25 protein-coding genes and 2 pseudogenes are annotated in these 23394 nt (G+C 40.7%); 2 read left to right on the top strand and 25 right to left on the bottom strand.

Annotated features, from left to right (window positions below; genetic code table 11):
* Positions 1-99 precede the first annotated feature (99 nt).
* From J1C77_RS06685 to lepA, 7 genes are all read right to left on the bottom strand, one after another.
* On the bottom strand, positions 100-1026 hold the full coding sequence (locus J1C77_RS06685; protein WP_042762839.1) for a hypothetical protein: 927 nt from the start codon (positions 1024-1026) through the stop codon (positions 100-102).
* A gap of 53 nt (positions 1027-1079) precedes the next feature.
* Positions 1080-1913: an AraC family transcriptional regulator gene (locus J1C77_RS06690; RefSeq protein WP_042762838.1), complete on the bottom strand. Its 834-nt coding sequence runs from the start codon at positions 1911-1913 to the stop codon at positions 1080-1082.
* Between the two features lie 197 nt (positions 1914-2110).
* Positions 2111-2605, bottom strand: coding sequence for a YkgJ family cysteine cluster protein (locus tag J1C77_RS06695; protein ID WP_002909597.1), 495 nt, complete (start codon positions 2603-2605; stop codon positions 2111-2113).
* A 167-nt stretch (positions 2606-2772) separates the two neighbouring features.
* Entirely contained in the window at positions 2773-3417 is a 645-nt protein-coding gene (locus J1C77_RS06700; protein ID WP_002921004.1) for a hypothetical protein, read from the bottom strand.
* A 104-nt stretch (positions 3418-3521) separates the two neighbouring features.
* The gene (pnuC, locus tag J1C77_RS06705) at positions 3522-4313 is read right to left on the bottom strand and encodes a nicotinamide riboside transporter PnuC (RefSeq protein WP_002900207.1); all 792 of its coding nucleotides are present in this window, start codon (positions 4311-4313) and stop codon (positions 3522-3524) included.
* Positions 4314-4643: 330 nt separating this feature from the next.
* A complete protein-coding gene (locus tag J1C77_RS06710; protein WP_002921003.1) occupies positions 4644-5276 on the bottom strand; it encodes a hypothetical protein in 633 nt (210 codons plus the stop codon).
* A 42-nt stretch (positions 5277-5318) separates the two neighbouring features.
* Positions 5319-7142: a translation elongation factor 4 gene (lepA, locus tag J1C77_RS06715; RefSeq protein ID WP_032915898.1), complete on the bottom strand. Its 1824-nt coding sequence runs from the start codon at positions 7140-7142 to the stop codon at positions 5319-5321.
* A 122-nt stretch (positions 7143-7264) separates the two neighbouring features.
* Between lepA and J1C77_RS06720 the strand changes: the two genes are divergently transcribed.
* Positions 7265-8080, top strand: a complete 816-nt coding sequence (locus tag J1C77_RS06720) for a Cof-type HAD-IIB family hydrolase (protein WP_002921002.1) — start codon at positions 7265-7267, stop codon at positions 8078-8080.
* A 79-nt stretch (positions 8081-8159) separates the two neighbouring features.
* On the opposite strand, the gene J1C77_RS06725 is transcribed toward J1C77_RS06720, so the two are convergent.
* The 6 genes from J1C77_RS06725 to J1C77_RS06750 form a co-directional block, all read right to left on the bottom strand.
* Positions 8160-8525 (bottom strand): TIGR02328 family protein, encoded by a 366-nt coding sequence (locus J1C77_RS06725; RefSeq protein WP_002921000.1) that lies wholly within the window; start codon positions 8523-8525, stop codon positions 8160-8162.
* Between the two features lie 51 nt (positions 8526-8576).
* Entirely contained in the window at positions 8577-9671 is a 1095-nt protein-coding gene (gene hemH / locus J1C77_RS06730) for a ferrochelatase (RefSeq protein WP_042762834.1), read from the bottom strand.
* Between the two features lie 195 nt (positions 9672-9866).
* Positions 9867-11150: a glycosyltransferase gene (locus J1C77_RS06735; protein WP_002920997.1), complete on the bottom strand. Its 1284-nt coding sequence runs from the start codon at positions 11148-11150 to the stop codon at positions 9867-9869.
* Positions 11119-11766: a hypothetical protein gene (locus tag J1C77_RS06740; protein ID WP_042763184.1), complete on the bottom strand. Its 648-nt coding sequence runs from the start codon at positions 11764-11766 to the stop codon at positions 11119-11121. Before J1C77_RS06740 ends, J1C77_RS06735 begins: the two co-directional genes overlap by 32 nt.
* The gene (locus J1C77_RS06745) at positions 11759-12901 is read right to left on the bottom strand and encodes a glycosyltransferase (RefSeq protein WP_002920994.1); all 1143 of its coding nucleotides are present in this window, start codon (positions 12899-12901) and stop codon (positions 11759-11761) included. The genes J1C77_RS06740 and J1C77_RS06745 overlap by 8 nt, the downstream gene beginning before the upstream one ends.
* Positions 12902-12903: 2 nt before the next feature.
* Complete coding sequence (locus tag J1C77_RS06750; RefSeq protein ID WP_002920992.1) at positions 12904-13674, bottom strand: SDR family NAD(P)-dependent oxidoreductase; 771 nt, start codon at positions 13672-13674, stop codon at positions 12904-12906.
* A gap of 138 nt (positions 13675-13812) precedes the next feature.
* On the opposite strand from J1C77_RS06750, the gene pepT reads away from it, so the two are divergent.
* Positions 13813-15036 (top strand): peptidase T, encoded by a 1224-nt coding sequence (gene pepT / locus J1C77_RS06755; RefSeq protein ID WP_002920991.1) that lies wholly within the window; start codon positions 13813-13815, stop codon positions 15034-15036.
* A 44-nt stretch (positions 15037-15080) separates the two neighbouring features.
* Here pepT and J1C77_RS06760 read toward each other — a convergent pair whose 3' ends face one another.
* The 12 genes and pseudogenes from J1C77_RS06760 to J1C77_RS06815 form a co-directional block, all read right to left on the bottom strand.
* A complete protein-coding gene (locus tag J1C77_RS06760) occupies positions 15081-15725 on the bottom strand; it encodes a DUF6572 domain-containing protein (RefSeq protein WP_002920990.1) in 645 nt (214 codons plus the stop codon).
* Between the two features lie 64 nt (positions 15726-15789).
* Positions 15790-16077 (bottom strand): hypothetical protein, encoded by a 288-nt coding sequence (locus J1C77_RS06765; protein WP_002913511.1) that lies wholly within the window; start codon positions 16075-16077, stop codon positions 15790-15792.
* 40 nt (positions 16078-16117) lie between these two features.
* Entirely contained in the window at positions 16118-16672 is a 555-nt protein-coding gene (locus J1C77_RS06770; RefSeq protein WP_002920989.1) for an NAD glycohydrolase inhibitor, read from the bottom strand.
* A gap of 250 nt (positions 16673-16922) precedes the next feature.
* Positions 16923-17810, bottom strand: a complete 888-nt coding sequence (gene ifs / locus J1C77_RS06775) for an NAD glycohydrolase inhibitor (RefSeq protein ID WP_002920988.1) — start codon at positions 17808-17810, stop codon at positions 16923-16925.
* Positions 17811-17939: 129 nt separating this feature from the next.
* Positions 17940-18818: pseudogene (locus tag J1C77_RS06780) on the bottom strand (DUF4299 family protein).
* Positions 18815-19282, bottom strand: a complete 468-nt coding sequence (locus J1C77_RS06785; RefSeq protein ID WP_002920984.1) for a hypothetical protein — start codon at positions 19280-19282, stop codon at positions 18815-18817. The pseudogene J1C77_RS06780 and the gene J1C77_RS06785 overlap by 4 nt, the downstream one beginning before the upstream one ends.
* 1 nt (position 19283) lies before the next feature.
* Positions 19284-19844: a hypothetical protein gene (locus J1C77_RS06790; protein WP_002920983.1), complete on the bottom strand. Its 561-nt coding sequence runs from the start codon at positions 19842-19844 to the stop codon at positions 19284-19286.
* A 150-nt stretch (positions 19845-19994) separates the two neighbouring features.
* Positions 19995-20417, bottom strand: a complete 423-nt coding sequence (locus J1C77_RS06795; RefSeq protein WP_042762832.1) for a hypothetical protein — start codon at positions 20415-20417, stop codon at positions 19995-19997.
* 281 nt (positions 20418-20698) lie between these two features.
* Positions 20699-21358 carry a DUF6572 domain-containing protein gene (locus J1C77_RS06800; protein WP_002920981.1) on the bottom strand — a complete coding sequence of 220 codons (660 nt, stop codon included), beginning with the start codon at positions 21356-21358 and terminating at the stop codon, positions 20699-20701.
* Positions 21359-21532: 174 nt separating this feature from the next.
* On the bottom strand, positions 21533-22087 hold the full coding sequence (locus tag J1C77_RS06805; RefSeq protein ID WP_002920980.1) for a hypothetical protein: 555 nt from the start codon (positions 22085-22087) through the stop codon (positions 21533-21535).
* Between the two features lie 547 nt (positions 22088-22634).
* Positions 22635-22724: pseudogene (locus J1C77_RS06810) on the bottom strand (DUF2185 domain-containing protein); the annotation flags it as partial.
* Between the two features lie 6 nt (positions 22725-22730).
* The gene (locus tag J1C77_RS06815; RefSeq protein WP_002920978.1) at positions 22731-23339 is read right to left on the bottom strand and encodes a hypothetical protein; all 609 of its coding nucleotides are present in this window, start codon (positions 23337-23339) and stop codon (positions 22731-22733) included.
* Positions 23340-23394 lie beyond the last annotated feature (55 nt).

Below are 23394 nucleotides of genomic sequence, written 5' to 3' on the forward strand. Positions count from 1 at the left end.
CTTCACAACTGGTATCCAGAGCGTCCATTTGATAGTTTGGAGTCCATTCTTTCGATCCTGCTGCATTTCCAAACAGCAGCTTCGCTTTTCCCACTTCTTCTACTCTACTTTATAGTGAATGCACAAATCTCTAAATTTATTATCTAGCTCTGCAATATCATACAAGACTTCTGACAATTTTTGGTAATCTTCCTTGATACAAAATAGATGAGCTTGGCCGAACAATTTTGCTAAATTTTCTTTTAGTTCAGATCTGACCGTATCGTGGTCTTTTAAGAAGTTGCACATGTATAGATTTCTGATAGAAGCTAATTTGAAACTAAAGTATTGATGAAGATGTTTTTGTTCTTCATTCAAACCATTGTCCGCTACCGACTTAGCATATCTTACTATCACGTTCTCTTCGCCACGTTCATATTGTTGCTTCATCAACATAGATGTTTTCTGATAAATCTCTTTGGAAGTTGGAGATTTGATTTTTTTGAAGTTTCCCCACATGGAGAAAGAACCTCTTTTATAGTCGATATTTTTAGCTTCCCAGGCTTTCGAAAATTCTGAGAAACTCATTTTCATACAAGCAAAACCAGCTGGATCATGGAAATAGATAAAGTCATCATCTAGATCATAAACTGAAACAAAATGGTCCACCCCATACAAATGGATATGATTGGGGTTATAAGTCAGATAACCCATGTCCAAAGGGCCAAGAACAACTGCCCCACTAAGTAAGAACTTACTTAACTTTTCTCTGATAGAGAGAAGATTCACCTCATTTGAATCCTTTATATAGTATTCATCATATGTAAAGCCTAGAATGTTTAAAGAATGACTGATAGAACTATCTGGCATCCCATTATCAAAGAAGACTAGCGGGTGTTTTTCATCTTCCTTTACAATACTAGCGCCATTTCCCATTACCATAATGGCTTCCAAAAACTCAGGGCGAACATCATAACCATACGAATGCAGCACCATCGCAAGTGAATATGTATAACAAAGAGAAACGTCCCCAAAATACATCTGCATAGCATCATCCTCCTCTGTAATCAACACCTAAAAAATGACTTGCAAGCACCATTTTATTTCACCACAGGTATCCAGAGTTCCATTTGGTAGTCTGGTGACGACATGTCGCCTTCGGTGTAGACTTCAAAATCTGGTGCTCCTGAGTGGCGATAGCCAGTTTCTGGGAAAAAGACTTCTAAGACGTATTTCCAAGCATTGTGGATACTGGCTGGTATAGCCCCTTTGACTGGTACGATGGCATATTCCGCTTCTGAGATTTCCTTGATTGACAAACCTAGTTCTTCTGCTTTCGCTTTATCCGTCACATCATAAGCGGCCATATAGTTGATAATTTCGCCTTCTTTAACATCCGAGCAGACGCCAAAGAATTGGCCACTGCCCAGACTTTCTAGGCTTTCAATGCTGTGATTAGCATAGAGCTGCTCCCATGCAGACGGGCACTGGCTATTGTCAATAGCTTCCAATAGGACGCCTGCTACGGTAAATGCAGGTTTCTTTTGAATCTTGATATCCATGTTCTTTCCTCCTGTAATCTTTAAGGATAATTGAAGTCTAGGAAAAACGCGATAAGGTTTTCCATTTCGAACTTCTGAGGGAGTCGCACCATGGAATTTCTTGAAGGCTGCGCTGAAGGCATCTGCAGACTCATAGCCGTATTTCAGTGCTATATCAATGACTTTCTCAGAGCTTTCCCGCAAGTCCGTCACAGCTTCTGACAGCCTGCGATTGCGCAAGTATTCTGCTAAAGTCATATCTGCTAGAATAGAAAAGAGCCTGCTAAAGAGAGCATAAGAATAGCCCGATAGCTGCTGAAATTTCTGCAAATCCACTTCTGCGTCCAGCTTACTTTCCAGATATTCCATGGTTCGATTGAATTGATGCATCATATTCTTTTTCACCTCATAAAAGATACTAAGGCCGTTAAAAGCAAAGTGGAAATTGGAAAATTGACGGAGGGGCTCCTGCTCCGAGAAAATTTCATCTTTTTCACACAACTTTTAGGCCATGTTCAATTCTAACTATAGTCTAACAGATCTAAGATACTTCCGCCCTAGAATTTTTGTACAAGATTTAGAGGGGGATGTTACAACCTATCCCGCAGCTTCTCCACAAAAAGATAAGCCGCTGGGCAAGTCAGGGTGTTTTTGATTGTTAGATGATTAATCTGATGAATCTTCTTGCGGTCTGTATGAGGGAACTCTCGACAAGCCTTTGGACGGACATCGTAGATCGAGCAGAGATTGTCTCCACCTAAAAAAGGACAAGGCATAGATTTGAAAACCTTGTCACCGTCTTCGTCCACCTGTAGAAACTCCTCTTCAAAAGCCGGCAGCTTCATCTTGAAATACTTGGCAATACGGACAATATCGGCTTCCTTAAAGTCTGGTCCCAGCGTCTTACAGCAATTGGCACAGGCTGTACAGTCAATCTCCTCAAAAACCTCATCATGGATTTGCTGAGCAATCTTATCTAGGTTTTTTGGTGGCTTTTTCTTGAGACTGGCTAAAAATTTTCGATGCTCTTTCTGCTTCTGCAAAGCTAGCTGATGGTACTTTTCAAGGTCGATTTCTTGGGTCATATATTTTTCTTTCTGTATTCAAATTCTTTTTATTATATCATAAAATGAGCCTTCTTAAATCTTATCAAACTCAAAGAATATGATATATTCCATCTCACAAAAAAATCTGAGAATAAGTCCCAGATTTGCTTTTTATAAACTTAGAGAGCTATCATCAAATGCTGTCGCTAGATGCTTTTTCCACCGTCCTTGCTGACGCTCCATGTATCTTCAATATAGGGGATAAATTCATACAGAGTGTCTTCATCGCCTTCAAAGGACATCATATAGACCTTATCGCCTTGTTTGAAGACCCAAACCGTTAGGTTTTGAGTGGATTTTAAAACAACATTAATCTGAAAGGCTTCATTTCCAGCTACGGTACTCTTTGCTCCCCAAAAATCATCAACTTCCTTATTATCCTTCCAGTGGTAGGCAATCCGTTGGGCAATGGTTTCAGCGTTGAATTCTTCACCTTCTCCAATGTTAGCTTTTTCTTTTGTATAAGCGTTCATCGTGACAATGTTATAGCCACTTCCATCCGTATACTGGACGCTGTCGCCACCATCTACGTCTGTAAACTTAATCCAATTATCAGGAATACTAATATAGCCATAATCATCAGAGCCAACCCGCTGCGTACCAGTAGTCTTTGACGAATCTTTTTCTTTACGACTGCTACTACTTGTATCGCTGTCATCTCTCAGGGAAACTCGACTGGAAGAATCAGATGCTTTCCGACTGCTATAACTCTTGATGAGGCTACAGGAAGACAGAGAGAGACCGGCTAAGATAGTCAGGGAGAGCAGAAAGTACTTCTTTTTCATGGTCATTCCTTCCTAAATCTAATAAATTTTACTAATACTAGTTTACCATATTTTTAGGACGAAAGGAAAGAGAGACATTGTCACATCCGATTTCTTTTCCGTTTATAGTACTATGCCTTTTTAGCAGCCTTATTCCACTGGTACCATCCGACCAAGCTGTTGATTAAATAGATCAAATATTTCCCTTGAATCTGAAGACTTTCACCCCACCAAAGGTAGATAGAAAAAATATTGGTCGCTGCCCAGAAAATCCACTGTTCGCGATAAACAGCCGTCATCAGGATTTGCCCTACACCATTTGTCGCATCCGTGATTGAATCTCGATAAGGACGATTGGCACCCACAGACTGATAAATCAAGCCAAAGACCAACCACCAAAGCACACTGAGTGATAGATATTTTGTCCATCCTTTAGCATCTAGCTTACGAGCAACAAACTCTTGCTTTTCTTTTTTGAACTGACCTTGGTAAATCCACACTAAGAGTCCAATTGGCTGCATGATGGTAAAGTAAAGAGTCGTCAGGACCTCGCCATAGAAGCCTTTCTGCAAAGCCAAAATCAAGTAAATCACAGAGTTAATCAAACCAAAGAGGTAATTGCTAGCCCGTCCTTCAGATACGAAGATCACACAGATAATCCCAGTCAGACTGCAAATCATCCCTGTCCAATCCACGATACGATGTTCATATATCAGCTCCAGCCAGAGCGGAAAACTCCCTAGAATCAAGAGATAAAACCATTGACCTAGGCTGCGATGAGCAAACAAATCGTCCCAGATAAGTTTCAAGGTACCAGAAAAGCCGAGCTTCTTCATGCTAGTCACCATTCGTTTGTAGCCACCAGACATTTCAGAAAGCGTCAGCTTCATGTTTGCGATTTTCTTTTGGATATAAGTATTCATTCTTTCTCCTTTTGTTTTTTAAGAGCCGTGTCAAATTGACTTACGGATGCAACGCTCTATTATTTTCGAACACGCACAAGGTTTGTCTTATACAGTGTTCACATTTTATCATATTCCTATTTCAGAAAATGTCAAGTAAAATCTAAAAAAGATTTCCTAACGTTCGGATTTCAAGAAAAGACCTACAAATTTTTGTAAGTCTTTTTACTTAGATTTGATAGTAGTCGAACATTTTTTGATTAGATACAATCTTTTTTTGTGAAACATAATTAACTTCTACACTGAAAAAACAAGAGACTTAATAAATAGGCCTCTTGTTTTTTTAAACTATTATTCGCTGACTGCTCCCTTGCTATCAAGACTCCAAGTATCTTTCATGTTTGTAGTGAAATCATCAAGAGTTTCTTCGTCGCCTTCAAAGGATAGTATATAGACTTTGTCATCTTTTTGGAAAACCAATGTATTAGCAAGTTGTCCCGATTTCAGAATGATGTTTATTTGAAAGGCTTCTATTCCTGAGACAGTACTTTTAGAGCCCCACATCTTCTCAATATTATCTTTTTGACTCCAATTATAGGCTACATGTTGAGCAATTGTTTCTGCATTGAAAATCTCACCATCTGCTACTTCAGCTTCTGCCTTAGAAACAGCATTCATGGTAACGATATTATAAGCAGAACCGTCGGTATATTGGATAAGTCCCTCAACCTCTGCATCAAAAAATTTAATCCATTTACTTGGGATATCGATATAACCAAACTCTGGAGAACCAACACGTTTTGTTTCTTGATTGGTTTTGTTCTTGCTTCTTTTAGAAGAAGAATTTGAAGAATTCTTTTTCACTTGTGCACTGGAACTGGTTGAAGAACTAGATTGACCAGGCTTTTGTCCAGAATTGGCACACGATGTAAGAGTAAGTGAAGTTAGTACCAGAACTGCTCCAAGCAGATACGATCGTTTCATGATTTTCTCCTTTTGGGATATATTACCTAGAGAGATAAGACTTTATTCCTCATCCATACTCAAAACACTGAGGAAGGCTTCTTGTGGGACTTCGACAGAGCCGATAGCTTTCATCCGTTTTTTACCAGCTTTTTGTTTTTCTAGGAGTTTGCGCTTCCGAGAAACGTCACCACCATAACACTTGGCCAAGACATTCTTACGCAAGGCCTTGATGTCTGTCCGAGCCACGATTTTCTGTCCGATAGCGGCTTGAATAGGTACTTCAAACTGCTGACGAGGAATGATTTTCTTGAGCTTGTCTACAATCAGCTTACCGCGCTCATAAGCAAATTCCTTGTGAACAATGAAGCTGAGAGCATCAACCTTGTCGCCATTGAGGAGAATATCCATCTTAACCAGCTTGGACGAGCGATACTCAGAGATTTCGTAGTCAAAGCTAGCATAGCCACGAGTAGAGGACTTGAGCTTGTCAAAGAAGTCAAAGACGATTTCAGCAAGCGGGATCTGATAGATGACATTGACCCGATTATCATCGATATAGTCCATGGTCACAAAGTCACCGCGTTTGCGCTGAGCCAACTCCATCACAGCTCCGACAAATTCCTGGGGCACCATAATCTGCGCCTTAACATAAGGCTCCTCAATAGAGTCAATCTTCGTTGGGTCTGGAAACTCGCTCGGATTGGACACATCAAGGGAGGCACCGTCCGTCATATTGACCTTATAGATAACCGACGGAGCCGTCATGATTAAATCAATATTAAACTCACGCTCCAAACGCTCCTGAATAACATCCATGTGCAGCAAGCCCAAGAAGCCACAACGGAAACCAAATCCTAACGCCTGCGATGTTTCTGGCTCAAACTGCAGACTGGCATCGTTTAGCTGGAGCTTTTCAAGCGCCTCGCGCAGGTCATTGTATTTATTGGACTCAATCGGATAGAGACCAGCGAAGACCATAGGATTCATCTGCTTGTAGCCAGCCAGTGGCTCTGCTGCTGGATTGTCCGCCAAGGTCACTGTATCCCCGACCCGGGTATCCTGTACAGTCTTGATAGAGGCTGCGATATAACCAACATCCCCTGTTGCTAGGAAATCGCGGCCAATAGCCTTAGGCGTAAAGATTCCGACCTCAGTCACGTCAAAGGTTTTACCGTTACTCATGAGCTGAATGGTATCTCCTGGCTTGACCACACCGTCCATAACCCGTACTTGCAGGATTACCCCACGATAGGCATCGTAGACTGAGTCAAAAATCAAGGCTTTTAGTGGTGCTTCAACATTTCCAGTCGGTGCTGGAACTTTCTCCACAATCTGCTCTAAAATTTCCTCAATTCCGATGCCAGCCTTGGCAGAAGCCAACACGGCTTCGCTTGCATCCAACCCAATCACGTCTTCAATTTCTGTCCGCACCCGCTCTGGGTCCGCAGCTGGAAGGTCAATCTTATTGATAACTGGCAGGATTTCCAAGTCATTGTCCAGCGCTAGATAGACATTCGCCAAGGTCTGAGCTTCAATTCCCTGAGCCGCATCCACGACCAGAATCGCCCCTTCACAGGCCGCTAGCGACCGCGATACCTCATAGGTAAAGTCCACGTGTCCCGGCGTGTCAATCAAGTGGAAGATATAGGTTTCGCCGTCCTTGGCAGTATAATTGAGCTCGATAGCATTGAGCTTAATGGTGATACCGCGCTCCCGTTCCAAGTCCATGCTATCCAAGAGTTGGGCCTGCATTTCCCGACTAGAAACCGTCTCCGTCGCCTCCAAAATCCGGTCAGCCAAGGTTGATTTCCCGTGGTCAATGTGGGCAATGATGGAGAAATTGCGGATCTTCTCCTGACGTTTTTTCAAATCTTCTAAATTCATTTTTCTCATCCTTTTAGGGTATTCTATTTATTATAACACAAGACCAGTGATTTTTCCTATAGACTCGGACTTTCTCTATAAATTATGCTATACTAGTCAGAGAATAATTTTGGAGACACTTTATGATTAAAATTCTTGCACTTGATATGGACGGCACCTTACTCAACAGCAAAAAAGAAATCCCCCAAGCTAACATTGAAGCTCTGCACCGAGCTATTGAGAAAGGGGTCAAATTGGTTCTTTGCACAGGTCGTCCCTTGGTCGGCGTCAAGCCTTATTATGGCAAGCTAGGCCTTGCACATGAAAACGAATATGTCATCGTGGACAATGGCTGCGCTACACATCAGACCAGCGACTGGAGTCTGGTGGACTGGCAAGAGCTGAGCGGCCAGGATATTCGCTATCTCTATAGTCTGTCTGAAAATAGCCCTGTCCAGCTGACTCTCTTTGATGAAGAGCATTATTTCGTCGTTGGAGAAAAAGCCAGTTCCTATGTCGTGAATGATGCTAGCTTAGTATTCACCACTCCAACCGAGATTAGCCTAGAAGAGGCTTGCAGCGGTAAACACAGAATGTTTCAAGCTATGTTTTTAGGCAGCCAAGAGCAAGTAGATGCTTTTGAAGCTGACTTTGGCCAAGAAATCTGCCAGAGTTTCAGCGGTGTTCGCTCCCAGCCGGTCATTTACGAGGCCATGCCATCTGGTGTAACCAAAGCCTTTGCCCTAGAGCGATTGGCTAAACAATTGGACGTCAATCCTCAGGAAATCATGGCAATCGGAGATGCTAACAACGACATCGAAATGCTGGAATATGCTGGCCTCGGTGTAGCCATGGGCAATGCTTCAGACCATGTCAAAAGCCTAGCCGATGCCGTCACAGACAGCTGTGAAGAAAATGGGGTCGCTACAGCTATCGAGAAGTTTATTTTGAACTCATAAAAGTCAAAAAGGAAGAGCACTATATCTTCCTTTTTGTTGTTCTATAACCTTAACACTATGCCGTCTTGGTACTTGGAAATCAGAAAATTTCTATTCCTTTCTCTTTCAGATTTTCCAAGCATCCTTGCAGATAGGCTGCGTCATGCTCCGGATAAATGGGATGTTCTAGCTCCTCAGCTGGCAACTGCTGGTAAGGTGGACAAGTCTTGCCACGATAGTCCTTGTCCAGCCAAAGTGGATCCGGCTGATAGCCCCGCTTTTGCATCTCCTCCATAATCAAGAGATGATAAGCATAGAGGAAATAAGGACTGTGCTCAAAAACATAGTTGACCGTCGCATGCGGCTTGCCCCAACCTCGTCCACGTAAGGCTGCACACTCTCGGTGCTGGCCTAAAAGCTGCTGGCGCGGAAGTTTTTCAATCAAATCTTGGTGCCAAAGTCTCACGGTTTTCTCCTTCTAGAATGATCCTATAAACTCATCAACGAATATGAACAATCAACTCTTGGGCAGCTTTCCTGCTTTCTCCAGCATTTTCTTGACAAAATACGGCATCTTAACATTCTCGCGCCCCTTTTTCTCAATTAGCTTCTTGACGAAATCTGGCATTTTCAGCTCTACATCCTCTGCAAGAATCTGGCTGCTCTCCTCCGACGGCTGCAATTCATCGAAAGTTTCTTCTTCTGGAAAACATTCTTTGAAGGGTTTATGCTCATGGCGGCGGATAGTTTGAATCAGGGCGTCAATTAAACGGTCATCTGCATTGGGCATAGGCGGTCTATGATAGGCAACTCCCAGATCTTCGCAAAGTTCCTTACACTCCACGTCATTGTCAAAAAGGACCTCTATATGCTCACTGATAAAACTAATCGGCACAAAAATATAATGCTTCGGATGCGTTTCTTGCTGGCGCATGTAGTCCAGCACGTCAGGTTTGATCCAAGGGAGCCCGATGTCACTCTCGCTTTGCCAAACATTGAGATAATCCTCTTCTGTCAGACCTAACCTTTCAACAATCAAACGGGCATTGTCATAGATCTGATCAATGTAAGGATCTCCGAAATCCAAGGCCAGAATAGGCACACTGTGGGCTGAGAAGAAAATCTTGAATGTCTCTTCTCTAACCTCTTCTGTAAGAATCTTTCTCAGCTCCTCTGCCCAATAATCAAGAATAGCTTCTTCTTGATACCATTCCTTAATGATATTAAAGCGGATGGAATCACTCTGGATAAACTTCTCATAGCCCATGACAGAATAGTAAGAAAAATGCGGCTCTAGAATCAAACAGATACAATCCTCAATACCATCCTCTTCCATCTGCCCAATCACATCTGTGATAAAAGGACGTGAGAATTTATTGGCAAAATAAACTGCATACTCACCAGATAAACGCTGACGGACCTTTTCCACCTCTTCTAGACTGATACGCTGCAGAGGCGTTCCGCCAATGAGGACATAGTTATCATAGAGGGTCTGAATTTCATGGTCTTGCGGCCTGACACCGCGGCGAATGTTGGTAAAAAATTCAGCCACTCCCTCAAAGCTAATCTCCTCTGGCGAGCCAAAAGTCATCATTAGAATTGCTTTCTTCATCATCTTTCCTCTTCAGTCACTCAGAGAAAGTCAAGTTGACTTTCCAACTACTTTCTTGTAATCACTTTCATTTTAACATCTTAAAAAAGACTTGAATAGACCAAAAAACCTATTCCTTGAAAAGAATAGGGAAATTTAATAATTCAGACACTTTAATATTGGAAGTATGCTTTAATAGTTTGTTGAATTCTCCAGTTATAAATCAACCTTAAGCAGCCGCCCTAGCTCTTGATAGAGAATCTCTGTAGGCTGATATTCTTTACTTTGCTGAGCAAGAGTTTTCAACTGAGACCAGTCTGTGCGATCTGTCAATTCCTTAAAAAGGCGAAGCACTTCTGTATCGGTCTTTCTACGAGCTACCAGCCCTACTTGGGCTAGCTCAGCACGAACGGCATTGTCAAACTGGTCATAATCCTGCGGCAAAATGAGACTGGGAATCTCGTGCTCAATACAGGCCATCATGATACCCGTCCCTGCGTGGTGAATGGCAAAATCTATCTTGTCCAAAATATCGGTATAGGGCAGATAGTCAAAGAGCAACAGGTTTTCTGCAAGTCTCTTCGGAGCATTACCCAAGCCACTAGCTTCTCCCAAGGTGATGTAAAAGAGGTAATCTGGGTAGAGTTTGCTTAGCTTTTTCGCTCGCTCCACCATGCGCTCCTTCTCCCATTTTAAATGCGTTCCGCAAGTCACTAAAACCCGCTTCTTATCAGTCTCAAAATAAGACTCATGATCTGTAGGCAGACGATCAAAGGACAGGCATTTGTAGCCAACCCAGCGAAGATGCTTAGGAAAATCATCTCGAAACTCCAGCTCTTTCATGCCCAAAGCCAAGATAGAGTAAGGCGAGTAAATAGCTTCTGTGCCGTCTTCCCTATAGAGTTTAAAATCTTGATAGTCTCCCAAACTCTTCCGAACTAAAGCAAAGGCCATTTTCTTTCCACAGCGAATAACTTGCCTGCCTAAAGCATCTCTGAATTTGTACAAGACACCCTGATGAGGTTTCCAGCCCCCTAAATAGGTCGGAGTTGTCGTCCGGCACTCAATAGCAACCGGACTCGGAATCGTGGTTATCCATGGGATACCAAAGCGATTAGAAATCAAGCCTGCTGGTGAAGCAACAAAATCCGCTATGACCAAATCCGGTTTACCATCCTCTCGCCAAATTTTATTTAATTCGTCTATAACTTCTGGAATTAGTCTGGAATTGGCCCGAAACTGCTGATAGGCAATCAGAAGATTGCTTTGCTGCGGAGCATTGGCGATGTCTTCCATCACTGTCGGTCTTTCTGGAAAGAGGGCCAGACAATCAAAACCAATTTCCTCTACTAGCTCTTTCTTTTGGCAGCCAGTGATGACCCGAATCCGAAAACGCGGATCCGTCAGCAGAGGCTTGACTAAGGTCAAAGTAGGCAGCAAATGTCCACTAAATGGCACACTAATCACATCAATCTTTATCACTTTTTCTAATCCAGTCATAAACTAATCCTTTCACATCTTCCCTGTATTCATAATCAAAATGGTTGCTATCCACTATCACATCAGCTAGATGGCCATCTAGACATCTGCTGTAAATATCCTTCCTGCCCTTGATGACCAGCGAGTCAATATCCTTGCGATTTAGGAGTCTCCGTGAAACAGGCCCCAGCGCAATCACTCTCAGTCTGATCGGCAGATTTTCCTCACCCAAGCCCTCCAGCCACTGGGTCAGCATATTGAGTCCAGAGCTCTTGCAGATAATGACAGCCTCCTCAGCATTCAGTAAAGGAGACAAGTGCCGCTGCAAAGCCTCCTGAAAGCGAGAATTGTAGAGAGTATGCCAATAGTAACGGATATTGGAAATGGAAGCTGTTAACAAGGAAACTTGGGTTTGTCTCCCATGCTCAAATCTCTGGTTAAACGGAAAATTGCTAGCCACCACTGAGAAATCCGATGGACAAATCTGCTCAAGAAACTCAAGCTGGCCTGCAGTCAGACTAGCGCATTCCAAATGACTGCTGCCACTGAGAAAAAGCAAGACTTTGCTAGATTTTAGCAAGGTTTGGTCTGGCGACAGAGCATCCAACTTATCCAAATACTGCTTCATCTTACTCATAGCGAATTTTCCCATCCGTCACTCGAATCTTCCTTCCCCGCCAGTTAATCACCTGCGGACTAAGCAAGACATAGAGGAAAAGCCAAGGCAAGAGTAAATCATTCAACACTTCGTAAAGCACTTCATCAGGATGCGGCCGACCAGATAGAATATGACGACGATAAGCCAGCATCCAAATTGCCTTGATCAAGAGCAAAAGCAAAGCCAGCAGCACAAAAGGCCAGCCAAGAAAGAAACTAATGAGCAAGGCAGGAAGGGGCAGAAAACTAGGCAGAGCAATTAAAAGAATAACCTTCCAGTCCAAGTGCTCTTTCAGATAGATGGAGCTAAAAAGCAGCCAACGCTTCATTTGCAGCAAATATTGCTTGGCATCCTTGATAGTAGTCCGAACATTACAGGTCACCCGCGTCTGGATAATCTCCACTCCCTTGCTGCGCAGAAAATCAGCTACAGCCAAATCATCACATAGATAGTCTTTTATAGCAGTGAAGAGTTTTTGCTCCCTAGCAAGTTCAAGGGGCAGGATGTAGAACATTCCATTAATTGAGTGGTTGGCTTTGACTTCTGCCATGGTAAAATAAGTAATGAAAGAATTTCCATTGACAAAAGCAGCTACTAGCTTGGACCAGAAATTACTTCTCTCTTGATTATAGGGAATGCCGGTCAAAATAACATTCTCACCTAGATAGTCTGTCAATTCTCCCATTTTTGAAAAATCAATGACGCTGTCGTCGTCGAGAACAATCAAATAAGGTCGAGTCAGCTCATCTATAATCTGCTCAATCTTATAACTCTTAGGATTAATCCCCTGGGGGACATCCTCCATGAGAAAAACGCGAATACGCTGGGCATAAGAGGGATTTTGACAAATCTTGTCAGCCACTCGCTGCGCCTCTGGGTCAGACTGATCAATTAGCCAGTAAAACTCAACTGCTTCAGTCTGTTGGAGATTGGCTAATAAATCATTTTCCAAACGAGGATCACCAGATAGGATGGGCTGAACCACCGTATAAAGCTCCTCTTGAAAGTCCGATGAAGAGCTCTGCCCTTTTTTCAAATAAGCCAAAGACAAGAGCCAACGCAAGATAAAGAGAAGCAAATAGGCAGCAGCCAGCAGGGAAAAAATAAATTTCATGATCAAAGCCCCTTTCGTAGATAAGCGCCAATCAAACGGATAATCCATCTTTGTGGAAGTAACTTCATGAGCCAAGCCAGTAGTCGATATCTCTTGCCCACTATAGCATAGGAACGGCCTTGCTGGAGCAGTCCGATGATGCGTCGTGCTGCTATCTCCGGGCTCATCTGTAATTTAGCACCACCCAAAGCATCCTGCAGCTCTGGAGGAAAGATAGAAGTCCGAACCGGTCCCAGTATATAAAGACAAACTGTCATTTCAGAGCCTTTGAGGCGCAGCTCTTCTTGCAAGGCTAAGCTGTAGGTCTGCAAAGCGGCCTTGCTGGAGCTGTAAGCCGCCAGATAAGGATGAGGATAAAGGGCTGCCAGAGAGGAAAGTTGGACAAGTCTTATCTTGCGATTGCGCTCCACGATTTGCCTCATCAGTCGAACCGCCGCTTGGTAATTGACCTGCCAGAGAGCCTTTTCATCTGCTTCTGAAAGAGATAGCGCCGGACCAAAATTAGCCAGACCGCAGCAATTAATCACTAGATCAGCCTCTAGCTGCTGAGCAAAATCTTCCACATCAGTCGCATCCAGCAAATCCAAAACTCTGTAGGAAAGCTTGGCTCTAACTTCAGACAAGTCCTCTTGCAGCTGAGTGAGCTCAACCTCATCTCTGCCAACCAAGACCAGCTGGTCTGTCCTTGTAGCCAGCTCCCTAGTCAACTGACGACCTATACCTCCCGAAGCCCCCAAAATCACAGCTTTGCTGATTGTTTTTTCCATTTGCATAGATATAGTTTACCAGATTTTGACAAGATATAAAACTAATTGCTAGATTTTACCTTTGTCCTCAAGAAACGAAAAACATTTCTCACTCTCTCCTGAATATGCTAAAATAGATTTAAATGAAATGAAAAAGGAGCATTTATGAAATATCCTAATCTTTTAGAGCGTTTCCTGACCTATGTCAAGGTCAACACGCGCTCAGATGAGACATCTACTACTACACCCAGCACCCAGAGTCAGGTGGACTTTGCTAATAATATCCTTATCCCTGAGATGAAGCGGGTTGGCTTGGAAAATGTCTACTACCTGCCCAACGGCTTTGCGATTGGAACTCTGCCAGCCAACGACCCTAGCTTTACCCGCAAGATTGGTTTTATTTCCCACATGGATACGGCAGACTTCAACGCGGAAAACATCCAGCCGCAGGTCGTTGAGAATTATGACGGCGGTGTGATTCCGCTGGGACAATCTGGCTTTAACTTAGATCCTGCGGACTTTGCCAGTCTCTATAAATACAAGGGCCAAACCCTGATTACGACTGACGGAACCACTCTTTTGGGAGCAGACGACAAGTCAGGTATTGCTGAAATCATGACTGCTATCGAATACCTGTCTACCCATCCAGAAATCAAGCACGGAGAAATCCGAGTTGGCTTTGGACCAGATGAAGAAATCGGTATCGGAGCTGATAAGTTTGACGCTGAAAACTTCGATGTGGACTTTGCCTACACAGTGGATGGCGGACCTCTAGGAGAACTCCAGTACGAAACCTTTAGCGCCGCTGGAGCAGAGCTGACCTTCCAAGGCCGCAATGTCCATCCGGGAACTGCTAAAGACCAGATGGTCAATGCTCTCCAGCTGGCTATTGACTTCCACAATCAGCTGCCAGAAGCCGACCGGCCAGAGAAGACCGAGGGCTACCAAGGCTTCTACCACCTGATGAACCTGACCGGTACTGTCGAAGAAGCTCAAGCTAGCTACATTATCCGCGACTTTGAGACAGAGGCTTTTGAAAATCGCAAAGCTGCTATGCAGGCTACTGCTGATAAGATGAACCAAGAGCTGGGCAGCGAGCGCGTTATCCTGACCCTCAAAGACCAGTATTACAACATGAAACAGGTCATTGAAAAGGACATGACACCTATCCATATCGCCAAAGCAGTCATGGAAAGTCTGGATATCCAGCCTATCATCGAGCCTATCCGTGGCGGAACTGATGGCTCTAAAATTTCCTTTATGGGCATCCCGACACCTAATCTCTTTGCCGGCGGCGAGAACATGCATGGCCGCTTCGAATATGTCAGCCTAGAAACCATGGAACGTGCTGTCGATACTATCATCGGCATTGTTTCCTATCAAGAGTAAAAAAAGAAACCACAGAAGTTCAAGAGTAATTTCTGTGGTTTTTTTCACTCTGGCAATTCTACCTTCAAACTCATATCTGTGGGTTGCAATACTTTCTGAACAGCAGCGAGAAAGGCCAAACCGTTGTCAGAAGGGGAATATTGAAAGGTGATATGGATGACTTTTTTATCAAATTTATCGCCGTATCGTGCCACATATTGCTTACTTTCGAGGAAGTAGATATAGTTATTGAGTTTTTCCTGCAGAATTTCCAGATGGACTGCCTCTATTTCTTCCTGCCAGTCAACTGGATCCACTAGAAGAAGCTCCAAATGATTATCAACTGTACCAATAGCGTCAAGTTCAGTTGGCTTGAGTTCTGAAGAGATGGCTTCTTTTAGCAACTCAATAAATTCTCGTTCAGAAAACAACCGCTTAATAGATGGTGGATTTACTAAAACGCGAACAGGCGATGACCTAAAATAATTCTGTCTAGCCGCTTCATTGCTTTCCTTAGTCACCCATTCTCCGGTTTCTAAGAACAGTTCAACTTCATAAGCATCCTGTTCGGACTTTAAAGCTTTATCTACTAATTCTTTGCTTACTGGATAACTAACTTCTCTATCTTGAAAACCTCCTGTCATCCAGGACATTATATAATTCCCATTTTCTTCTGTTATGATAAAACCATTTGCTTTTATTTGATTCATTTGGTAATACACCTTTTCCCCTTCATATAAGTATGCCCAATGAAAAATATATCACTGTTTCTAATCAATCATTTTCTGAAACGTCTGACAGAATTGGAGTTTCTTTTATCCAAAAAGTTGTTTTTATCAAACGAAAAAGTCGCTCTATTGCATCATTTTCATTTTTAAATTCATCTCTAATCCAGATACATTGACGTTCATTAACTTCATAAACTTTATACTTCCTAGACTTATCATCATAATAGTATCCCAAAGTAAATTGACCTTCAAATCGTTCATCAAGCGCAATATGAAATGCCCCTATTTTATCTTTATGTTTATTAATAAAATTTATTAGTTCTTGTTTAGTCATTTAAAATTCTCTACAACTCTCACATCCACCATGACGCTTGCTATTGTTCTACCACTTTAGGTGGATTGTAGTATTTTTCCTTGAATTCCTTAAGGATCTTCTCTACCTTTTCCACCTCATAATACTTGAAAGAAGGAATTGATTTAATATTTCCAATTAATCGACCATAATATCCACTAGTTTTTAACACGTTAGGAAGTTTTTCTATTGTATCAAGTATAAGAGGAACTATTTTTCTTGTATCAATTTCAAAAGGAAGAGGCTTATATTCCGCCAGAATGAAATCTTGAAGCAATAAATATTCTGTAACTTGCCATATTTTCTTTTCATCAATACTTAAAGAGAACTCTTTTAATATCTCAAATGTCCTTCTCTCTATATCTTTATCACCTTCTACATATAGAGGGAATAAACAATATTCTAGCAACACCTGAATATCAGTGTATTCTGTTATCATTGAGTTTCGTTGTTGAAAACGATACCTAATATCCTTTCCAAGAAAAGCTTCGGCTTCTTTTCCTTCCCTCATCACTTCTAGATAATGTTTGGCAAAGTGTTTATAATTTTCTTTATTTTTCAATTTATAAGTCTGCATTTATTTACCCCATTGATTTATTCTGAAAATCCCCTCAACTTGAACAATTTCATTAGTGCCAGGCTTATAGACACGTGGATTTTTGATTTCATAATAGCCTTGACGTTCAATCGCAGATAAAAATTTGTCGTATGAATGTCCTGTTGTGTCAATGACGGCACATGCAGTTCGCTATTTTTACCTGTTTAAAAAAGTCTTAATAACCTAGTCCAATTATACCACAAAAAAGAGAGCGAATTCGCTCTCTTTATTACTCCGGCAATTCTACCTTCAAACTCATATCTGTATTCTGTAATGTCTTCTGTACAACTGCTAAAAAGGCTAGACCGTTATCAGATGGAGAATACTGGAATGTGATATGGATGACTTTTTTATCAAACTTATCACCATATCGCTCCACATACTGCTTACTTTCGAGGAAGTAGATATAGTTATTGAGTTTTTCTTGAAGTTTCAAGAGATGCCCCTCTTCTAATGACTCTATCCATTTGTTTTCATCAATCAACAACAACTCTAGATGGTCATCTGAAACACCCATCGCATCAATACTCGTAACGTCTAGTTCAATTTCCTCAACTGTTTTAATGGTTTCTACTACCTTAGGGGGATTGTAGTATTTTTCCTTGAATTCCTTGAGAATTTTCTCCACCTTTTCTTCATCACACTTCCTGTATACTGGATCACACTCCAATGCATTACACAGCCCTTGGTATAACCAATCTTTCTTCTGTCCATCTGATAATTTTGAAATGCTTTCTATAATATTTTTAACTAATTCATCTGTTTCAATGATAAAGGGAAGACTAGTATATCTTCTTAAACGCCTATTTTGAATAAAAATATAATCAGTTACCTTATCTAATTTGACTAAGTCAACCGATAAGCTAAAATCTTTCAAGATAGCAAAGGTTCTGCGCGCTATATCCCTATCACCTTCCACATACAAAGGATATAAGCAATATTCCATTAATACCCCAATATCTGTACTATCAAGTTCATAAGAATCTCGTTGTCGAAAACGATACTTAACTTCTGTTCCTAGAAAAGCCTGAGCTTCTTTTCCTTCCCTCATCACTTCTAAGTAATGTTTGACAAAATTTTGATAATCTTTAGGCTCTGGTATTTCAAATTTCTTCATTTATTTACTCCATTGATTTATTCTAAAAATCTCTAAACTTGTCTGATTTTTCAGCCTGATAGAACATATTTGTTGGAATGTATAATCATATCAAAGAAGGCTTCTCAAAAGATATTTTTATCCGACTTTTTAAATTCTGGCTAGTATATGTTGTAAAGTTTCAGGAGAAATTGGGTCTACAAGAACATATTTGGCATCCAACATATAGATGCCCTCGGTCAACGACTCTAAGTACTGACGATAAGGAACTTCGGCTAGTTTTTCCCCATTGGCTGTCATGATAAATAGTCGTGCAACTGCAACTTTACTTCCTCGATATTGTTGTAAATATTGAGGTTCTAGCTCTGGTTGAGATGGTAATATTGTTCGTCCTTCACTATTTAGATAGTTGACAGGAATGATGATATCCTCACCATCCTGCTCTACTTTAAAAACTTGCTACTCAGAGTAATAAGCATTCAGCTGTTGGGTAAAGCGCAAACGCTGGTCATAGCTATTCAAAAGTTGTTCGTCCGGAACATGGATGATCTGCCCTAGGTAGAGTTCATTGATGTAAATGGGACGTTTCACTCCCATAATTTCCACGATGGGATGGACTTTTACTTCCTTAGTCAATTCTGAAAGAGCTGATAAGAAAATATCCGTGAAATGAAAATCAAGAATAGAATCTTTATCATACGCCACACCATCATGTTCACATACAGTTACGTCTAAGAGAATGAGCAAGGTTTTCAAGAACATCAAGGCCCCAGTCCAGTCAGAAGCTGTCGCCAAATCTGGAACAGATACCTGATAAGCTTGACCATCAAAAGATAGACGGAACCCTAAACTAGACTTCTCTTTGACCCCAAACTGAACAGAATGGAAATCCGAAATAAGAGAGTCCGCAGATGGCTTTAATCCTGCATCCTTAGCGGAAACGCTGTAACATTCAAAGAGTTCTGCTTGAAGCACCTCACCAATTCTTAGTGATTGGTTGCTTTTTATTGTAAAAATAACTGATTTCATATTTTTCTCCTTCGGTCTACTGGCAAATCCTTTCTACGACGTAGAATCGTTACTTCGCTGACAGGGATTTTCCCTGATGCATACATGGTCTGGCCATATTTCTCATCCAATAATTCCGCATCATCAGCTAAATTGTTTTCAATTAGAAATTCTTTATCAAAAACCAGGAGTCGCACATAAGAATCGGGTGCTGTAAAATCATCATCCCCATGCTTGTGACCAGCAATTGTAAATTCATGTTCTTTATACAAAACACGATCATAAACCGAATACCTCTGACTAACCTCACTATAAGGCACAAGCTTCCCGTATAGACCTTCTTCTTCACCATCTACATAGGAACTATAGGGGAAATAGCCTTCTTTCAACATTGCCGGATCTTCTGAAAGAAGGATATAGTCATTTATATAATTCACAAAATTAGAGTATACTTTATTTTGGTAAACTAGAAATTCTTTATCCATTTTATCCCTCCACGTATTCCATTATACCATCTTTATTAACCCTACCAACCAAGACTTCCTCTCCTCCAACATTTAGATACAATTTAGAGCCTTCCTTGAGTCTACTTTTATCTGAATGAAGATATTCTGGAACCAAAAACTCGTCTGAATCTGATTTTATGAAGCCATTTCCGCTTGCAGGATCTATTACTTTATTAGGCTTGCCTGTAGAGCTATTCATCACAATTTTACCTTTTCCATCTATTAAATTCCCATCCATATCTCCATATGGGATTTTAATATAGCCCGTCTCATCAGTAGTATACTCTAAGCGAAGGTATGCATCGGTTTTAAGAACTAAATTACCATTCTGATCACGTACTGCAACCCTATTGCCATTTGCATCAATCATGGTTTCAACAAATGGAGAATTTTTATAATCAAGGCGTAAGCCTTCTACAGCTTCTCTGATATTAGTAATATTTTTCACATCCGAACGTTTTGCTACATAGCCACCTGCTGTTGCTTTTTTCTTCCTATCGAATAGCCAAACCTCAGCTTCAATAGGCATAATCTTTTGCATGACTGTTGAATCGTTAGGATAAGGAGAGTCCCATGCACCTCTACTAGGTAGGTGCGCATGCTAGAGATGGCCTGACCTCGGAGGTTTGCACTTAATGTAAAAACAGGAACTTGCCTACAACTAACAGTGTATAAACAAGTTCCTTACAAGCTATTTCAATGGTGATACATAATCATCTGGAAGTTTGCCTCTCCAGTCAATCCATTTCTGTTCAGCAAGCGGAATTAATCTTTCAAGCTCTTCCTGAGTAAACAATTCCCAACTCTTAGGATTAGCTATTAAAGGAGTTAAGCCTTTTAATATAAATTGTTTCTCACTAGCTTTCTTTTCTTCTTCCGTCGGTGGCCAACGATCGTTCTGAACCTTCCAAGATACTTCGCGTAGCGTTCTTTCCCCACTTTCCAGTAAGGCAAATAATTCTTGTGGCAATTCATAGACTACTAACCAAGAAGCTACGGTTCCCTCTTCTGAAACTAAATAATATTTATCCTTATTTTTCCAAATGGATTTCCCATACCCTTCAATTTCCTCAAACTTACTAACATCTTCCCATTGTAGTTTTGTTGGTTTCATTTGTATTCTCCTAGTGCAAGTTCTACTCTCAACATAAAACATCATAAAAATCAGGCTTCTATTTCTCTTCCTCAATAGGCTACGCCATCTTTTATCCATTTTTTAGTTTCTAAATCCAAATTAAAATAGAAATCTGTTCGACTTTTCCGACACATCAAAAGGTACTAATCGAAAATTTTACCTTTGCTTATTATAACATATTGGGACTTAGGTGGTGCTGAAAAAACAAAGTGCTCTAAAAAAGAGAAGATGATTATCTCCTCTATATTTCGCTAGCTTTTTCACTCCGGTAGTTCTATCTTCAAACTCATATCTGTATTCTGTAATGTCTTCTGTACAGCTGCTAGGAAGGCTAAACCATTGTCTGATGGAGAATACTGGAATGTGATATGAATGACTTTTTTATCAAAGTTATCGCCGTATCGTTCTACATACTGCTTGCTTTCGAGGAAGTAGATATAATTGTTAATTTTTTCCTGCAGAATTTCCAGATGGACTGCTTCTATTTCTTCCTCCCAGCCAACTGAATCCACCAGAAGAAGCTCTAAATGACTATCAACTAGACCAATAGCGTCAAGCTCGCTAGGTTCCAGTTCTGAAACAATGGCTTGGGTGACAATTTGTGTAAATTCCTCTGCTGTGAAAAGACGACGGCTATTTTTAGGATTCTTCAAAATAAAGGAAGGATGATTTTCGATGAAGAGCTTACCAGACTCATCTTGTGTATACTGTTTTTTAGATTTCCAAAAACCATAATCTGCATAATTCATCAACTCTTTACCAGTATGTTCTCCAGACATATAACTATCTGCAGCTTCTTTGGGGATTTCTTGAACTACTTCTGGCATGGTAATATTAAAAGTTGGATAACGCAAGAAATACTTATCACCATCTTGACAAATTTCCAACATATCTTTTTGACTTACATAAATTGATTCCATTCTTATCTCCTTTGTCTTTTACCAAATATCTACTGATTATTTATTCCCTAATGCAAAAGAACTAACTGTTGATACTTCACCCAATTTTTTTGGCTGTCCTTATAATGTAATCCACTTTACTATAAAGGCCAGTACCCTGTTTCAGCATAAATCATAACTTCATATGCTCCTCTATTAGTATGCTAAACCAAGTTTTGTCCATTTTCCTGTATCTAGATCTAATAGGAAATGAAAACAATCACGACCGTAGGAATCTCGATTCTCCTCAATAACTACATCGCAAACAACTTTTATTTGGTCACTAAGAACATCTGTGACATAGACCATAGTATAACCCTCAGGAGATTTAACTTGATAAATGAGATTACCATATAAATCCAATATTTTCATTTCAGTAACCGAAGTCAGTTCAGATGAAATTCTATAAATAACTAAAATCAGTTTTTGATTGGGGTAGAAAGAGACTGATTCTTTATTAGGAATCTCTATTTCATGTTTTTTATTATAGCCCCAGGAAATAATGTCAGTCGACTCATGATATTGGAGTATTAACACCCCATCTATAGAGTAATAATAAAAATCTGATGCAATAAAATTTTTTCCAACTCCAATAAAAATAACATTTTTATCTTTATCAAAGTCTGCAAATATTATATTTTCTATGTGAATTTCTATAGTTTCTCCATTATTCTCCCACTTAACACTTTGGTCAGTATATTTAAACCTCATATAAACTATCCTCTCACTATTCTATATTACGAATTCCAATTATCTCTAAATGTTTCATTTTTTCTCTCCCCATCAACATTTCAATCTGATTGAGACCCACCTGGCAAATCTACCTCTAAGTCTGGTATACCACTGCGACCAAACTTTGCATTCATATAATCGCTCGCCTTGCCGAAACCAAAGCCCATATCTTGTCCAAACACTAAGTTCTAAAGCGCCGAGGTCGGATCTTGACCGCATAGACAACTTTAGATACATCGTTCACATCATCTGCATATTTGCCTGTCGTTGCCAAATTCTTCAATAAGTTTGGACCCAATGTGCCAAACTTCGTCAGATAAGCTAGTGATCCCATTTATGTCAAAGTCGTAGCTGCATCTATCCCAACCCAAATTCGATCCTCTGTTTAAAGACGATCGCCTGTTATCATGTCCTGACCTTGGAGATTATCACTTAATGTAAAAACAGGAACTTGCCTACAACTAACAGTGTATAAACAAGTTCCTTACAATACATCATAAAGACTTAGTCGAGATACAAATGATACTCAATTAACGATCTCCTCGATTGTAGTCTCTCTATCTCTCACCAAATCATAAAATCCTACATGAACACCCTCCTCATATAGCCAGCATACCTACTTCTATTCTGTAGGCTGCTCTTCAGAATTTTGCTCTCTCAAGTCTTGCAAGGATTTATCAATTACTTTCCTAATCGTTTCGTCATCAGCTCCAGGGATATGGTAATGAGAGTTATTATTATCACTACTGGAGCTTTCCGTTTGAGCGCTTTCCTCAGTTGCAGTTGAGGAATTAGACTCGGAAGAAGCCGATAAACTAGATGTTCCCTCATTAACCTTAAGTGCATCGTTTAGCTCTTTATAATTAATCTTCTGCTGCTCAACAGGTCTATAGAATATTGCAAAGGAGAGAAGCAAAGCTAAAGTTGCACCGATACCTGCTAATGTCCTTTTTCTAGCCTCATCCACAGGAACTTTTACTCCTTTTGTGCTAAGTTCTTTCCATTCAGGATGCTCTTCTTCCAACGCTTTTTTCTGTTGCCAAAAAGGAACAAGCAGAGAATGATTCACTGGTATGACAGACGCCATGGCTGTTGCTAAAAATGGGATAAATCTGGAAGAACTAACTATTAGCATACAATCTAGTATGACAAATAAAATGAAAAGGAAAATCACTAAAGCAAGACGAATTCTACACTCCTTTTTTATCTGTAAATATTTCTCTTGGGACATCTTATTACCTTTCTCATTCTTCTGTTGTTTTTAATTTTGTCTGTTCGTTTTATAT

This window comes from Streptococcus sanguinis, assembly GCF_050223295.1.
GTDB classification, from domain to species: Bacteria; Bacillota; Bacilli; order Lactobacillales; family Streptococcaceae; genus Streptococcus; species Streptococcus sanguinis_X.

Bases quoted from the DNA above. Each gene is read 5' to 3' on its own strand.
- J1C77_RS06685 (WP_042762839.1), bottom strand. From the start codon at position 1,026: ATGCAGATGTATTTTGGGGACGTTTCTCTTTGTTATACATATTCACTT.
- J1C77_RS06690 (WP_042762838.1), bottom strand. From the start codon at position 1,913: ATGATGCATCAATTCAATCGAACCATGGAATATCTGGAAAGTAAGCTG.
- J1C77_RS06695 (WP_002909597.1), bottom strand. From the start codon at position 2,605: ATGACCCAAGAAATCGACCTTGAAAAGTACCATCAGCTAGCTTTGCAG.
- J1C77_RS06700 (WP_002921004.1), bottom strand. From the start codon at position 3,417: ATGACCATGAAAAAGAAGTACTTTCTGCTCTCCCTGACTATCTTAGCC.
- pnuC (WP_002900207.1), bottom strand. From the start codon at position 4,313: ATGAATACTTATATCCAAAAGAAAATCGCAAACATGAAGCTGACGCTT.
- J1C77_RS06710 (WP_002921003.1), bottom strand. From the start codon at position 5,276: ATGAAACGATCGTATCTGCTTGGAGCAGTTCTGGTACTAACTTCACTT.
- lepA (WP_032915898.1), bottom strand. From the start codon at position 7,142: ATGAATTTAGAAGATTTGAAAAAACGTCAGGAGAAGATCCGCAATTTC.
- J1C77_RS06720 (WP_002921002.1), top strand. From the start codon at position 7,265: ATGATTAAAATTCTTGCACTTGATATGGACGGCACCTTACTCAACAGC.
- hemH (WP_042762834.1), bottom strand. From the start codon at position 9,671: ATGAAGAAAGCAATTCTAATGATGACTTTTGGCTCGCCAGAGGAGATT.
- J1C77_RS06735 (WP_002920997.1), bottom strand. From the start codon at position 11,150: ATGACTGGATTAGAAAAAGTGATAAAGATTGATGTGATTAGTGTGCCA.
- J1C77_RS06740 (WP_042763184.1), bottom strand. From the start codon at position 11,766: ATGAGTAAGATGAAGCAGTATTTGGATAAGTTGGATGCTCTGTCGCCA.
- J1C77_RS06745 (WP_002920994.1), bottom strand. From the start codon at position 12,901: ATGAAATTTATTTTTTCCCTGCTGGCTGCTGCCTATTTGCTTCTCTTT.
- J1C77_RS06750 (WP_002920992.1), bottom strand. From the start codon at position 13,674: ATGCAAATGGAAAAAACAATCAGCAAAGCTGTGATTTTGGGGGCTTCG.
- pepT (WP_002920991.1), top strand. From the start codon at position 13,813: ATGAAATATCCTAATCTTTTAGAGCGTTTCCTGACCTATGTCAAGGTC.
- J1C77_RS06760 (WP_002920990.1), bottom strand. From the start codon at position 15,725: ATGAATCAAATAAAAGCAAATGGTTTTATCATAACAGAAGAAAATGGG.
- J1C77_RS06765 (WP_002913511.1), bottom strand. From the start codon at position 16,077: ATGACTAAACAAGAACTAATAAATTTTATTAATAAACATAAAGATAAA.
- J1C77_RS06770 (WP_002920989.1), bottom strand. From the start codon at position 16,672: ATGCAGACTTATAAATTGAAAAATAAAGAAAATTATAAACACTTTGCC.
- ifs (WP_002920988.1), bottom strand. From the start codon at position 17,810: ATGAAGAAATTTGAAATACCAGAGCCTAAAGATTATCAAAATTTTGTC.
- J1C77_RS06785 (WP_002920984.1), bottom strand. From the start codon at position 19,282: ATGGATAAAGAATTTCTAGTTTACCAAAATAAAGTATACTCTAATTTT.
- J1C77_RS06790 (WP_002920983.1), bottom strand. From the start codon at position 19,844: ATGCAAAAGATTATGCCTATTGAAGCTGAGGTTTGGCTATTCGATAGG.
- J1C77_RS06795 (WP_042762832.1), bottom strand. From the start codon at position 20,417: ATGAAACCAACAAAACTACAATGGGAAGATGTTAGTAAGTTTGAGGAA.
- J1C77_RS06800 (WP_002920981.1), bottom strand. From the start codon at position 21,358: ATGGAATCAATTTATGTAAGTCAAAAAGATATGTTGGAAATTTGTCAA.
- J1C77_RS06805 (WP_002920980.1), bottom strand. From the start codon at position 22,087: ATGAGGTTTAAATATACTGACCAAAGTGTTAAGTGGGAGAATAATGGA.
- J1C77_RS06815 (WP_002920978.1), bottom strand. From the start codon at position 23,339: ATGTCCCAAGAGAAATATTTACAGATAAAAAAGGAGTGTAGAATTCGT.